At 72.9% G+C, this 13,909-nt stretch carries 10 protein-coding genes; 4 read left to right on the top strand and 6 right to left on the bottom strand.

Annotation, left to right across the window (positions count from 1 at the left end):
- Nucleotides 1-33: 33 nt before the first annotated feature.
- From nagA to MM438_RS01550, 3 genes are read right to left on the bottom strand one after another with little or no spacing between them, the layout of a single operon-like run.
- Nucleotides 34-1,191: an N-acetylglucosamine-6-phosphate deacetylase gene (gene nagA, locus MM438_RS01560; RefSeq protein ID WP_241450017.1), complete on the bottom strand. Its 1,158-nt coding sequence runs from the start codon at nt 1,189-1,191 to the stop codon at nt 34-36.
- Complete coding sequence (locus MM438_RS01555) at nt 1,188-2,438, bottom strand: PTS transporter subunit EIIC (RefSeq protein WP_241450016.1); 1,251 nt, start codon at nt 2,436-2,438, stop codon at nt 1,188-1,190. Before MM438_RS01555 ends, nagA begins: the two co-directional genes overlap by 4 nt.
- Nucleotides 2,439-2,493: 55 nt before the next feature.
- On the bottom strand, nt 2,494-3,234 hold the full coding sequence (locus MM438_RS01550) for a GntR family transcriptional regulator (RefSeq protein ID WP_241450015.1): 741 nt from the start codon (nt 3,232-3,234) through the stop codon (nt 2,494-2,496).
- Between the two features lie 164 nt (nt 3,235-3,398).
- Between MM438_RS01550 and MM438_RS01545 the strand changes: the two genes are divergently transcribed.
- Genes MM438_RS01545 through MM438_RS01530 form a run of 4 tightly spaced genes read left to right on the top strand, consistent with a single transcriptional unit; the run spans nt 3,399 to nt 5,926 of the window.
- A complete protein-coding gene (locus MM438_RS01545) occupies nt 3,399-4,544 on the top strand; it encodes an SIS domain-containing protein (RefSeq protein ID WP_241450014.1) in 1,146 nt (381 codons plus the stop codon).
- Nucleotides 4,537-4,767: a PTS sugar transporter subunit IIB gene (locus MM438_RS01540; protein ID WP_241450013.1), complete on the top strand. Its 231-nt coding sequence runs from the start codon at nt 4,537-4,539 to the stop codon at nt 4,765-4,767. Before MM438_RS01545 ends, MM438_RS01540 begins: the two co-directional genes overlap by 8 nt.
- Nucleotides 4,764-5,213, top strand: a complete 450-nt coding sequence (locus MM438_RS01535) for a PTS sugar transporter subunit IIA (RefSeq protein WP_241450012.1) — start codon at nt 4,764-4,766, stop codon at nt 5,211-5,213. The genes MM438_RS01540 and MM438_RS01535 overlap by 4 nt, the downstream gene beginning before the upstream one ends.
- Entirely contained in the window at nt 5,201-5,926 is a 726-nt protein-coding gene (locus MM438_RS01530) for an HAD family hydrolase (protein WP_241450011.1), read from the top strand. Before MM438_RS01535 ends, MM438_RS01530 begins: the two co-directional genes overlap by 13 nt.
- Before the next feature lie 197 nt (nt 5,927-6,123).
- Here the strand turns inward: MM438_RS01530 and MM438_RS01525 are convergent, their stop codons facing one another.
- The 3 genes from MM438_RS01525 to pepN form a co-directional block, all read right to left on the bottom strand.
- The gene (locus MM438_RS01525) at nt 6,124-9,123 is read right to left on the bottom strand and encodes a S8 family peptidase (RefSeq protein WP_241450010.1); all 3,000 of its coding nucleotides are present in this window, start codon (nt 9,121-9,123) and stop codon (nt 6,124-6,126) included.
- 178 nt (nt 9,124-9,301) lie between these two features.
- Nucleotides 9,302-11,191 (bottom strand): penicillin-binding transpeptidase domain-containing protein, encoded by a 1,890-nt coding sequence (locus tag MM438_RS01520; RefSeq protein ID WP_241450009.1) that lies wholly within the window; start codon nt 11,189-11,191, stop codon nt 9,302-9,304.
- Nucleotides 11,192-11,314: 123 nt separating this feature from the next.
- Entirely contained in the window at nt 11,315-13,909 is a 2,595-nt protein-coding gene (gene pepN, locus MM438_RS01515) for an aminopeptidase N (protein WP_241450008.1), read from the bottom strand.

Genomic DNA, 13,909 nt, shown 5'->3' with positions numbered 1-13,909 from the left:
CGAGGCTCCGTGACATCCGGGCGGTCGGGGTCCTCAGACCCAGACGCCGGCCTGCATCACCCGGGTGACGTGCAGGTCGGCGTCGAGCACCGCCAGGTCGGCGCGCGCACCGGGCGCGAGCACCCCCCGGTCGTCGAGGCCGTGGACGCGGGCCGGGTGGGCCGTGGCCGCGAGCAACGCCGTCTCCAGGGGGACCCCGGCCTCGGTCACGGCGAAGCGCACCGCCCGGTCCAGCGTCAGGGTGCTCCCGGCGATGGCGCCGCCCTCGCGCAGGCGGGCGACCCCGTCGACGACGTCCACGTCCAGCGGTCCGAGCAGGTAGTGCCCGTCCGGCGCACCCGCCGCCGCCATCGCGTCGGTGACCAGCACGAGCCGCTCCGGGCAGGTGCGGGCGACCAGGTCGACGACCGTGGGGTGGACGTGCACGCCGTCGCAGATCAGCTCCACCGCGACGGCGTCGGACGTCAGCGAGGCCCCGATGATGCCGGGCTCGCGGTGGTGCAGCGGCCGCATCGCGTTGCACAGGTGGGTGGCGACGGTGGCGCCCCGCGCGATCGCGGCCCGGGCCACGGCGTCGGTGGCGTCGGAGTGCCCGATGGCCGCGATCGCGCCGTGCTCCACGCAGGTCTCGACGGCGTCGAGTCCCCCCTCCAGCTCGGGGGCGAGGGTGACCATCTGCACCACTCCCGCATGCCGGGTCAGCAGCGCCGCCAGGTCCGCCCGCGTGGGCGCCCGCAGCAGGGCCGGGTCGTGGGCGCCCTTGTGGCAGGGGCTCAGCCAGGGGCCCTCCAGGTGCACGCCGGCCAGCTCGCCGGACGTCACCAGGGGCGCGAGCACGTCGAGCAGCTCGCCGAGCCGCGCGACGGTGTCGGTGACCAGGCTGGCCACCATCGTCGTGGTGCCGTGGGCCCGATGGGTGGCGAGGGCGGTGCGGGCGGCCGCGGCCGTGCCGTCGGTGAACGACGCTCCCCCGCCGCCGTGCGAGTGGGTGTCGACGAATCCGGGTGCGAGCAGGGCGTCCCCGAGGTCGACGTGCTCCTCGCCGGCGCCGTGTCCGGCGCGGGCAGCCTCGCCGACCGGGTCGGCGGAGGCGGCATGAGCCACCTCGACGACGCGGTCGCCCGACACCCGGACCCACCCGGGCCCGCCGAGGCCGGCGGGCCCGAGGAGGCGGGAGGCGGAGACGATCATCGCCGGTCGTCGTCGAGGACCATGCTGGACTCGCCCTCGTCCTCGCGGCCGGGGGTCTTGAGGTTCCAGCGGCGGATGACGAAGCGGAACAGCACGTAGTAGATCGCGGCATACACCAGACCGAGGATGACGACCAGCATCGGCTGGGTGGCGATCCGCCAGTTGAACACCATGTCGAACAGGCCTGCGGAGAAGCCGAAGCCGAGCTTGGCGCCGAGGGCGTTGCACAGGGCGAGCGAGACGCCGGTGAGGACCGCGTGGACGACGTAGAGCGGCCAGGCGACGAACATGAAGGCGAACTCGAGCGGCTCGGTCACGCCGGTGAAGAAGGCCGTGAGGGCGGCGGAGATCATGACGCCACCGGTGACCTTGCGAGCGGCGGGCTTGGCCTCGTGCCAGATGGCCATGGCGGCGGCGGGCAGGGCGAACATCATCACCGGGAAGAAGCCGGTCATGAAGGCGCCCGCGGACTTGTCACCGGCGTAGAACCGTGCGATGTCTCCGTGGACGACCTTGCCTGCGGCGTCGGTGTAGTCGCCGAGGATGAACCACGGCACCGAGTTGAGGATGTGGTGCAGACCCAGCGGGATGAGCAGGCGGTTGAGCGTGCCGTAGACGAAACCGCCGAGGACGGCGTTGCTGGCGACCCACCGACCGATGCTGGTCAGCCCCGAGTTGAAGGCCGGGTAGATGAAGGCCGTGAGGACGGCGAGGGCGATCGCGGCGAGGGCGGTCGCCATGGGCACGAACCGGCGTCCGCCGAAGAAGGACAGGTAGGGCGGCAACGAGATGCGATAGAACTTCTGCCACAGGGCACCGGCGATGAGGCCGATGAGGATGCCACCGAGCACCCCGTAGTTGATCAGCGCCGGCTTGGCGGTCGGGTCGGTCGGCTGGGTGAGCACGAAGGGGGACATCGCCTTGCCGACGCCCTCGAAGACGAGGTAGCCCACGACCGCGGCGAGCGCGGTGGAGCCGTCGGCCTTCTTGGCCCAGCCGATCGCCACGCCGACGGCGAAGAGCAGGGGCAGGTGCTCGAAGAGCGCACCGCCGGCGCCGGCGAAGATCGCGGCCACCTCGTTCCAGCCGAGGCCCTTCTTGCCCAGCATGTCGTCCTGACCGAGACGCAGCAGGATGGCGGCCGCGGGCAGCGCGGCGATGGGCAGCATCAGGCTGCGACCGAACTTCTGGAGCGTGGCCAGGCCCTTGCGCTCCGGTGGCGGCGTTGCCGCGGTGCTGGTGCTCATGTGAGGTGTCGTCCTTCCGTGGCGCGCCGGCCCGTATGCCGGCACGGTGGTGCGGTCAGGGAGCCATGCTCCGGTCGAGGGTCATGTGGATCTGGTAGCGGTCGCCGCGATACCAGCTGCGCACCCGCTCCAGGGGACGTCCGCCGACACGCGACAGACGGTCGAACACCATGACCGGCGCGGTCGCCGACAGGTCGAGGTAGGTTGCCGCGGCGCCTGCCTGGTCGGCCCAGACGGCCTGCTCGGCGGCGTCGACGACCAGGCCGTAGGTCCGGTGCACGAGGTCGTACAGTGACCCGGCCAGGTCGTGATCGTCGAGGCCGGGCAGCAGGTCGGTGGGGTACCACGCCCGCTCGTAGGCCATCGGTTGACCGTCGGCCAGCCGCACCCGCTCGACGAACCATGCGGCCTCCCCCTCGGCGAGCCCCAGGTCGTCGGCGACCTCGACCGGACAGACCCGGCGCTCGACGCGGACCACCCGCGTGGTGGGGGTCAGGCCGCGGCGGCGCATGTCGGTGGTGAAGGACGCGAGGTGCAGGTGGGACTGCACGCGAGGGTGGGCGACGAAGGTGCCCTTGCCCTGGATGCGGTGCAGCACGCCGTCGGCGATGAGGGCCTCGATGGCGCGGCGCACGGTGGCGCGGCTGACCGCGTAGGTCTGCATGAGCTCGCGCTCGGAGGCGATGGCGGTGCCGGGATCCGCGGAGCGGACGGCGCGGGCGAGGGCGTCGCGCAGCTGGGCATGCTTGGGGACGGGCCCCTCGCTCAGCCGCGCAGCGACACGCCTCGTCGCCATGGGCAACCCTCTCATCCGTTCGGGCTAGGATCATTCGCGCTGGTCAACACGGGTGGTCCGTACCAGTACGGACATGTATGATCCGCTCCTGGGGGACGGTCTGTCAACGAGCCCTGCAGGACGTTGTGCACTCGTGACCCGTCGACGCGCACGCAAGGAGAGCCATGACACCGGAGCTGATCTCGTCGTCCCAGAGCACCATGCTCCGAGAGATCCACGAGGGCCCGGAGGCCGCGGCCCGCACCCTGGAGCAGCTGCTGCCGCTGCGGGACGAGATCGCCCGCCTGGCCCAGGGCCGACGCCACGTGCTGTTCTCCGCCCGCGGCTCCAGCGACAACGCCGCGATGTACGGCCGCTACCTGCTCGAGACCCGGGCCGGACTGCCCGCCGCCATGCTGGCGCCCAGCGTCTTCACCCACTACGACGCCCGCCCGGACCTGTCCGACACCCTCGTGGTCTCGGTCTCCCAGTCGGGGGCGACCAGCGAGCTCGTCGACGTCCAGGAGCGCGTGCGCGCCTGCGGGGCGGCCACGATCGCCGTGACCAACGTCGAGGGCTCTCCCCTCGCCGCGGCCGCCGACCTCGCCCTGGTCACCCAGGCCGGCCCCGAGGTGGCCGTCCCAGCCACCAAGACCTATCTGACCCAGACCATCGCCATGGCGGTCCTGGGCACGGCCCTGTCCTCGCAGGGCCCCTCCCTGGACGCCCAGCTGCGGTGCGTGCCCGAGCTCGTGCACGACGCCCTGGGCCGCACCGCCGAGATCGACGAGGCCGCCTGCGCCCTCGCCGGGGCGACCGGCGCCACCCTGGTCACCGGTCGCGGCATGATGCTGGGCACCGCGTTGGAGACGGCCCTCAAGATCGAGGAGACCTGCCTGCGGGCGGTCCGCGGATACTCGTATGCCGACCTGCGCCACGGGCCGATCGCGGTCGTGCGCCCCGGCACCGTCGCCGTCCTCGTCGCCGCGGCCGACGGGCCGATGGTCTCGGCCATCCACGAGCTCGCCACCGATCTGGCTGATCGGGGCGCCGCGGTGGTCGCGATCGGAGGCGACGAGGAGCTGGCCCGGACCGCCCAGGTGCACGTCCCGGCACCTCCCCTGCCCGAGGCGCTGGCCCCCGTCGCCACCATCGTCCCGGCCCAGCTCATGGTCGAGCGACTGGCCGCCCGACTCGATCTTGACCCGGATAGCCCACGCGGTCTGGCCAAGATCACCCAGACTGATGCCCATGGAGCCCAGCCAGCCAACGACGCGCCGGTCCCATCTCAGGGGACGGCACCGACCCGAAGGATTGTCGAAAGTGAATAAGGCACAGAAGATCATCGCTGGGCTCGGCGGCCCCGCCAACATCGTCGAGATCGAGGCGTGCATCACCCGCCTGCGCACCCAGGTCGAGGACCCCTCCGCCGTCGACCAGACCGCCCTCAAGGCCGCCGGGGCCCACGGCGTCATCGTCGCCGGCACGGTCGTGCAGGTCGTCGTCGGCCCCGAGGCCGACAACATCTGCGAGGACATCGAGGACCTCCTGTGACGGAGGTCCTCTCCCCGGCGTCCGGGACCATCCGCCCCCTCGCCGAGGTCCCGGACCCCGTTTTCGCGGCCGAGATGGTCGGCCCCGGCCTGGCCGTCGACCCGACGCCGCAGGTGCAGACCGCGATCGCCCCGATCGCCGGCCGCATCGCCAAGCTGCACCCGCACGCCTACGCCATCGCCGGCGACGGTCTCGCGGTCCTGGTCCACCTGGGCATCGACACCGTCCAGCTGGCCGGGGCCGGCTTCGAGCTCCTCGTGGACGAGGGCGCCGAGGTGGTCGCCGGGCAGGAGCTCGTGCGCTGGGATCCGGCCGGCATCGCCGCGGGTGGCCGCTCGGCCATGGTGATGGTGTGCCTCCTGGACCAGCCCGCCGCAGCGGTGCCCGCCGACCGGGCCGGCGACGCCGTCTCGGTCGGGGAGACCCTGCTCACGTGGACGGCCTGACCGGCAGGGCCCCCCAGGAGGACAGCCCGCACCCCCGGCCGCACGGTCGGCCACCCGCGCCGGCCGGTCTGACCGGGCTTCGGCCGGAGGTGGCGGGATCCCCGGCCGCGGGCCTCCTCCTCGACCTCGACGGGACCCTCGTCGACTCCGAACCGATCCACCGCGAGGGCTACCGCCGCGTCTTCGCCTGCCGGGGGTGGCCCTGCAGCGACGCAGACCTGGCGATCTTCACCGGCCGGCGTGCCGACGACGTCTTCCGCACGACCCCCGGCCCCTGGGACGGACTGGACCCGCAGGCGCTCTTCGAGGAGCTCGTCGCCGCCCTGCCCACCGACCTGGCCCCCGAGCCGCTCGCCGGTGCGGCCGACCTGCTCGACGAGGCCGACCGGCTCGGCATCCCCTGTGCCCTCGTCACCTCGGCCGGCCGCGCGTGGGCCGAGCCCGCCCTGGCCGCCCTGGGCGGCCTCGAGCGCTTCGCCGCCGTGGTCACCCGCGACGACGTGGAGCGAGGCAAGCCCTCCCCCGACTGCTACCAGCTCGGCGCCCACCGCCTCGGCGTGGACCCCGCCCGCTGCGTCGCGGTCGAGGACGCCCCAGCAGGCGTGCGAGCGGCCGTCGCCGCCGGCGTCGGCCGGGTCGTGGCCGTGCCGAGCACCCACGCCCCCGAGCTCCTTCGCGAGGCGGGTGCCCACGAGGTCCTCACCGGCGGGTGACCCCGCCGCGACCCGGCATACGACGTCGTGCCCCGCTCGCGGACACCCCGCGCCGGTGAGCCATGGCAGCGCTCCCGGCTCCCCGGCCGCCCGTGACTGACCAACTCACCGGCTGACCTGCCCGAGCGCGACGGATGGCCCGCCACCCCGGTGGGGTGGCGGGCCATCCGTCGTCGTGAGTCGGCCTCAGCCGAGGATCACTTCGGGTCGAGCGTGACGAGCACGTCCTTGACCGGCGCACCGGCGTTGCCCAGCGCCACGGCGCCGAGGTAGTGCTGACCGGCCGTCAGGCCCTTCCAGTCCACCGTGACGGTGGCGGGCTTGCCGCTGGTGACGGCCTGGCTCTCCGGCGTGGCGGTGAGGTTGCCCTCGGCCTTGTCGGTGAGGACGAAGGAGTGCTGCTTCACGGAGAGGCTGGCCGACGGACCGGCGAAGTACTTCGCCTCGACGGTGTAGGAACCGGCAGCCGGCTTGAGCAGGGTGACCGCCTCCTCCGCCGTGGCCTCGCCGCTGGTGCCGATCTCCTTGCCGTCCTTGAGGACGGTCAGGTCGATGTCGGTGCCGGCCGGGTAGTCCGCGTCGAAGGTCGCGAACCGGACGGCCTTGGTGCCCTCGGGCACCTGGACCGTGGTGCTGAGGGCCTTGCCCTGAGCCACGTCACCCGCGTTGACCTGCGAGGGGACGGCCCCCGCCGGCTTGGCGGTCAACGTGCCCGAGAAGCCGGGCTTGACCAGGAGGTTCGCCGAGCCGGAGGTCGCCGCACCCTTGATCTCGCCGGGCGTCGCGGACAGCGCGACCGAACGGATCGCCAGGGGGCTGCGGACGACCTGACCGCGGTTGCCGGTCCAGGTCAGCGCACCGAAGGCGTACTGGTCGAACTGCGCCGCGGTGCGGCGGAAGGTGACCGTGTAGGTCTTGCTCTCGCCGGGCTTGATGGTGAACATGGTCGGCTGGACCGAGACGGCCACACCGGTGGGCTGCTGGACGCGGACCTTGTAGACGGCGGTCTTGTCCTCGACGTTGCGGACCGTGCGGGTGACCGTCTGCGTGCCTGCCAGGTCGCCGATGGCGATGCTGGGGTAGTTCAGGTCGCTCGGGTCGATGGTGCCGACCTTGGCGCAGGTGCCCGGGTCGGAGATCAGCTCGAGCTGGTTGATCCCGCAGAGGTACTTCATCCAGTCCGGGGCGGCCGAGTCGTAGACCAGACCCGGCGAGACCATCTTGGGAGGAGTGACGTGGCCCGCACCGAAGTCGAGCGGGGTGGCGTTCTCCGAGCCGCGCTGGATCGGCTGACCGTGGTCGTCGAGCACCGAGGCGGTGGTCATCATGGCCGACTTGACCGCCATCGGGGACCAGTCGGGGTGCAGCTGCTTGAGCAGGGCGCCCAGACCCGCGACGTGCGGCGCCGACATCGAGGTGCCAGACATCGAGCCGAAGTTGTTGCCCTGGTACTCCTTGGGCGAGACCGCGGCGATGATGTCCACGCCGGGGGCCGTGATGTCGGGCTTCAGCAGGTCGCCACCGCCGGCGAGGGCCGGGCCGTACGACGAGAAGCCGGCCATCTGCGGGTGCCGGGCCTGGGGGTCCTTGAAGGGGTCGCTCAGCGTCGCGGTCGGGTTGGGGTCGCTCGCGACGTAGGCCTTGACCTCGGCGCCCTGCTTGGCGTCCAGGTGCGCCGTCGGGAGGGTCATGAAGTCGGCGTTGACGGACTGAGCGTCCGACGTGTTGACCTGGAGCATGCCGATGGCACCGGCGTTCTTGGCCGCGTCGCCCTTGTCGGTGCGGGCGTTGCCGCCGCGCTCGCAGAGCAGGATCTTGCCCTTGATCTTGGCGGCGTCCAGGACCGCGGTGACGCCGTTGGTCGGGTCGTCGTCCGCGTCGGAGTAGCACTGCTTGGCCTTGGTGGCGTCCGCGCCGGGCAGGGCCGCGCCGGCGGCGCTGACGACGGGGGCCGGGCCGACCTTGGGGCCGGTGCCGACGCCGGTGTAGACCTTGCCGTTGCCGAGCGTCACGGTCTTGGCGACCGCGTGCGGGGCGGTGCTGGCAGCGACGGTCATCTCCCAGGGGGAGTTGTGGGCGACCGAGGAGGTGCCCACCGTGTCGCCGGAGTTGCCGGCCGAGGCGGAGACGAAGACCCCGGCGTCGGCGGCGTTGAAGAACGCGATCTCGTCCGGGGTGACCGAGTAGGTGCTCGAGCCGGAGACGGAGTAGTTGATCACGTCGACGCCGTCGGCGACGGCCTGGTCGATGGCCGCGACCAGGTCGACGGTGGCACCGCTGGCGCCGCTGTTGTCGGGCTTGGTCCACAGGGCCTTGTAGACCGCGATGCGCGCCGCGGGCGCCATACCGCTGATCTTGCCGACCGGCTGGCCGTTGACGACCGCGTCGACACCGTAGTTGCCGGCCGCCGTCCCCGCCGTGTGGGTGCCGTGGGCGTTGTAGCCACGCGGGGTCTTGAACTCGAAGTCCGGCACGGTCGCCGCGGAGTAGTAGGCCCGGGCGCCGATGAGCTTGTTGTTGCAGGTGACCTTGTCCGGGCCGGTGCCGCCGTCGCAGACGCCGTTCCAGTTGGCGTCGACGCGGTCCTGGCCGACCGGGTTGGCCAGCGGCGCGAAGGACGGGTTCTCCGGCCAGATGCCGGAGTCGATGACACCGACGATCATGCCCGCGCCCGACTTGGCGTTGCCGCCGAACTGCTTCTGCCACACGCCGTTCGGACCGTCGAGGCCGAGGAACTGCGGGGTGGTGTTGGTGTCGGCCTGGCGCTGCTCGTCCTTCCAGACGCGCACGACGGACTTCGACTTCTCCAGCTTGTCGGCCTGGGCCGGGGTGAGGCGCACCGCCATGCCGTTGAAGGTGGTGGTGTAGTCACGGGTCTTGGCGGTGGCGGGGACGCCGATCTCGGCGAGGGCGTCCTTGTGCTCGGTGACCAGGTGGCGGGTGTAGGCCTGACCGTTGGCGGAGCGGACCTTGACCTTGCCCCCCTTGGCGGGCTTGGTCGCCGGGATGCCCTTGACACCACCGGCGTAGGTGGTCAGCGGGTTGCCCGCGACCTGGACGATGTAGAGCGCGGTCGAGCCCTCGCCCGCGGCCTGCGCGGGAGCGCCGGCCAGCGCGACGGGCGCCAGCACCAGCGACATCGCCGCGGTGGAGATGATGACCGATCGTCCTCGACCGGTCGGAGAGTGCTTCTGCACGGTTCCTCCCAAAGATGGCTGCGGTCGATGGGTGACCGCATGGCGAGGGTATGTCCGCCTCGACCGGTCCGCCATACAGAAGACCGGATAGAACCGACGTGCCGCGACTATCGACCCTGAACGCCTCGGAGGTGAACGATCGGCAAACCTGCGGTTGCCGTGCGCATCCGACCGCAGGTCAGCGGGTCCCGGCGAGGAAGGCCTTGAGGATCGGCCCGGCGGTACGCGAGCCCCCCTCCCCCTCGTCCACGAAGACGGCGACCGCAAGGTCACCCCGCGCAGCCACCATCCAGGCGTGGGTGCGCGGCGGTGCGGTCGTGCCGAACTCCGCCGTCCCCGTCTTCGCGATCGGCGCCCCGGGCAGGTCTGCCAGGAGCGCGCCGCTGCCGCCCGTGACGACGCCGCGCATGAGGGCGCGCAGGGTCGCGGCCTCGGCCGGGGTGACCGGGCGGGTCGCCTGGCCCGCGGTGCCCGACGGCACACCCGCGGCCGGCACCACCAACCGCGGCACCACCGGGTGCCCCGCCACCACGCTCGCGGTCACGGTCGCCATGCCGAGGGGGCTCGCCGTGATCTCGCCCTGGCCGATCATCTGGGCCGCGTGGTCGGTCTGGCCGGTGGCGGCAGGGACCCCACCGAGATGGACGGGCAGGCCGACACGCGGCTCGGAGCTGAGCCCGAGGCCCGCCGCGGCGTCGGCGAGGGCGGCGGACGGGGCCTTGCCCCGCAGCCCGATGAAGGCCGTGTTGCAGCTCTTGGCGAAGGACGTCGCGAGCGGGACCTGCCCGAGCCCCGCCGCCGGATAGGCGTCGTAGTTCTCGAAGCGGCGACCGTCGACGACCACCTGGGCCGTGCACGGCGTGGGCGTGGCCGCGGTCACCCCGGCGCGCAGCAGGGCCAGGGCCGAGACGATCTTGAAGGTCGACCCCGGGGCGTACTGGCCGAGGGTGGCGGTGGACTGCCCCTGCCCCCCGGGCCCGCTCGCGGCGACGAGCACGTCACCGGTGGACGGCCGTACGGCGACGACCGCGCTGGCCGGCTTCACCCCGGCGAGCAGGGCCTCGGCGCGCGCCTGGGCGGGGACGTCGAGCGTGGTCGTCAGGTCCTTCCCCGCGACCGGGGCGACCGTGTGCAGCTGCCGGGCCTCGCCGCCGTGGACCAGGGAGACCGTCAGGCCCGGGGTCCCGCGCAGGGTCTCGTCGTGCGATCGCTGAAGTCCGCCCTGCCCCACCAGGTCTCCCGGGGCGACGGCCCCGGCGGACTGCTCGACGATCTCGGCGGTGGCCTCCCCCACGCCGCCCAGGACGGGCCGGGCGAAGGTCTTGGTGGGCGCGAGCGGGAGCTCCGCGGCCAGCCCGGCCACGGTGGGGTTGGCGGCTGCGACCTGCGGGATCGCCGCGACCTTGGGGTCCTCCCGCCGCAGGACCACGGCCTCGACGAAGGCCTGAGGCCCGGCGGCCTGCACCTGGCCGGTGTAGCCCGCCACGTCGGTGAGCCCGGCGAGCGCCGCGACCTGCGGTGCCGCCGCCAGGGCCTGCGCCGGCGTCCCGTGCGACTTGTCGACGCCGAGCCGGACCACCTGGCGCAGCTGGACGATCGGCACGCCGCCCGCGCCGAGGACCCGGCCGCGGACCGCCGGGGTGCGGCTCACCTTGACCGTGTCGCCCGCCTGCGCCCCGGGCAGCGCGACGGCGGGGCTCCAGCGGGCCCGCCAGCCCCCGTCCTTGCGCACCAGGGGGACAGAGGTGTCGTACTCCCAGAGCCGGCCCTCGGCGAGCGGCCAGCTGACGTGGTAGCGCGCGGTGGCGGCCCCCTGATCGTCGGCCCTGGGATCCTCCAGGAGTCGCACCGTCGGCTTGCGTTCACCCAGACCCGCGAGCAGCCCCTTGACCTGCGCGGTGGCGGTGGCGGCATCGATCCCGTCGAGCGGCACCCCGGTCAGGTCGGCCGAGGCGATGGCCCGACCCACCTGGTCCGCGGTCCCCTGCGGTCCCGGGTCCCCCGTGCAGCCGGCGACGAGGGCGCCGGCCGCCAGCACCGCGCATGCCCGACTCGTCCTGCCGCCCATGGCGCCTCCTCGCTCGACGTCGCTCGATCCTAGGCGGGCGAGGCGCCCTCGCCGTGTCGGACCCGCTCGGCGGCGATGACCGGTGGTGATCAGGACCGGCTGATCCGGCCGCCCCCGGCCAGGTCAGCGCTGCTGGGCGCGCAGGGCTCGCAGCACGTGGTCACGCTGCTCGACCACCAGGCGACGCAGGCCGCCGGGGGCCGAGGGGTGCTCGTCGAGCCAGGCCTGCGCGGCGACCGGCACCGGGTGCTCCTCCGGCGTCTGCCCCTCGGCCAGGTCGGCGTCGCGGGGGAACATCCCGAGCACCATCCGGGAGGCCAGCTCCTGCGAGCGCGAGGACCACACCTGCTCCAGCGCCCCGAAGTAGTCCGGCACCAGGTCGGCGGTCAGCGGGCCCTGGCCGGGCTGGGCATAGCCGGTGGTCCAGGCGGACACCATGTCGTTGGTGAGGGAGGTGTCGTCGACGACGGTGCGGAAGGCCTCGCGCTTGAGCTCGGCTCGCGGGAACGACGCGGACGCCGCCCGGTGTCGGACCGGCGCGAGGGAGGTGTGGTCCCGCTCCAGCTCGGTGTCCAGGGTCGCCTGGTCCACCGCGTCCTGGGCGGCCAGCGCCTGCAGGAAGGCCCAGCGCAGCTCCGGGTCGAGGGTCAGTCCGTCGACCTGCAGGCTGCCGTCGAGGAGGCGGGTGAGCTCGCCGGAGCGGGCATCGGTGGCGGCGCTGGTCGAGGCGAGCACCCGGGCCCAGACGAGCTGGTTGCCCGAGCCGGGCCGGGCGGCCTGCAGCTGCCGCCACGTGCCGTCGAGGTAGCGGCTGCGCAGGTCGGCGCGCAGGGCCACCGGGGCGTAGGCCTCCACGGCGGTCGAGGCATTGGCGGTCACGTTGGCGAGCAGCGCGACGTCCTCCTCCTGCGGCGCGTGCCGCAGCACGATGTCGACGTAGTCGGCGGCGGGCAGCTCGCCGTCGCGGCAGGCATTCCACAACGCCGACCACAGCACCGCGCGGGTCAGCGACGAGGAGATGGCCGACAGGTGCTCGCGCACCGTCGCGAGCGACCGCTCGTCCAGGCGGACCTTGGCATAGGTGAGGTCGTCGTCGTTGACCACGACCAGATCGGGCGTGGCCAGACCCGTGGCGGCCTCGACGGTGAGCGACGCGTCGGCCAGGTCGACCTCGAGCCGCTCGGTGCGCTCCAGCGAACCGCCTTGCAGGGCATACAGACCCACGACGAGGCGGTGCGGGCGGACGATCGGCTCGCCGGTCATCGCGTCGGTGCCGCTCTGGTGCACGACGAGCCGCTCGACCCGACCGTCGCGCTCGACCAGCTCGGGGGTCAGCGTCGAGATCCCGGCGGTCTGCAGCCACAGCCGGCTCCACTCCCCCAGGTCGCGGCCGGAGGACGACTCCAGCGCCGTCAGCAGGTCGACCAGCCCCGTCGAGGAGAAGGCGTGGTCCGTGAAGTACGCCCGGGCGCCGGCGAAGAACTCGTCCTGCCCGACATACGCCACGAGCTGCTTGAGCACGGACGCGCCCTTGGCGTAGGTGATCCCGTCGAAGTTCTGCTTGGCCGCCTCGACGTCGGGGATGTCCGCGACGATCGGGTGCGTGGTGGGCAGCTGGTCCTGCAGGTACGCCCAGGCCTTGCGACGCGCGCAGAAGGGGGTCCAGGCGTCGGTGAACTCGGTGGCCCTCGCGTTGGCCTCGGTGCCCACGTAGTCCGCGAAGGACTCCTTGAGCCACAGGTCGTCCCACCAGCGCGGCGTCACCAGGTCGCCGAACCACATGTGGGCCATCTCGTGCAGGATCGTGTTGGAGCGCAGCTCGTACTGCGAGCGGGTGGCGGCGGACTGGTAGACGTACGCCGCGTCGTTGAAGGTCACCAGGCCCGGGTTCTCCATCGCGCCGAGGTTGTACTCCGGCACGAAGATCTGGTCGTACTTGCCCCAGGGATAGGGGAACTCGAAGGTCCGGTGGAAGTAGTCCAGGCCGTTGCGGGTCGTCTCCAGGATGGTGTCCCCGTCGAAGGCCGAGACCAGGGACTGCCGGCACAGCACGCCGAGGGGGATCTCGACGCCCTGGCCGGACCAGGAGCCCCGCTGCAGGTGGTAGGGACCGGCCGCGACGCAGGTGATGTATGTCGACAGCGGCGGCGTCTCGGCGTGGACCTGACGGACCACGGCCTGCCCCGCGGCGTTGGTCCCGGCGTCCTCGCTGGACACGACCGGCTGGTTGGACCGCAGCTGCCAGTCGGCCGGGCCGGTGATGACGAAGGTGAAGCGCCCCTTGAGGTCGGGCTGGTCGAAGCCCGCGAACACCCGCCGGGAGTCGGTCGGCTCGTAGTGCGTGTAGAGGTAGACCTGCTCGTCCACCGGGTCCTGGTAGCGGTGCAGTCCCTCGCCGGAGCGGGAGTAGATCCCCTCCCCGCGCACGGTCACGACGTTGTCCCCGTCGGTGCGCAGCCCGTGCAGCTGCACCCGGTTGCCGTCGTGCTCGACCGGCACCTGCTCGCCGTTGACCTCGACCTCGTGCACCGTCTCGCCGAGGAAGTCCAGGAAGGTGTCCGTCGCGGTGGACGTGAAGGTCACGGTCGTCCGCGTCGGGAAGGTCGCGCGCGTCAGGTCGGCGGCGTCGGACAGGTCGAGCTCGACCTCGTAGGTCGCGATCTCGAGCTGGGCCGAGCGGAGCTGCGCCTCGCTGCGCAGGAGGTTGCGGGTGCTCAT

This window comes from Arsenicicoccus dermatophilus (genome assembly GCF_022568795.1).
Lineage (GTDB): Bacteria > Actinomycetota > Actinomycetes > Actinomycetales > Dermatophilaceae > Arsenicicoccus > Arsenicicoccus dermatophilus.
The sequence above is the reverse complement of the archived record's forward strand: the minus strand, read 5'-3'. Positions and strand labels throughout refer to the sequence as shown.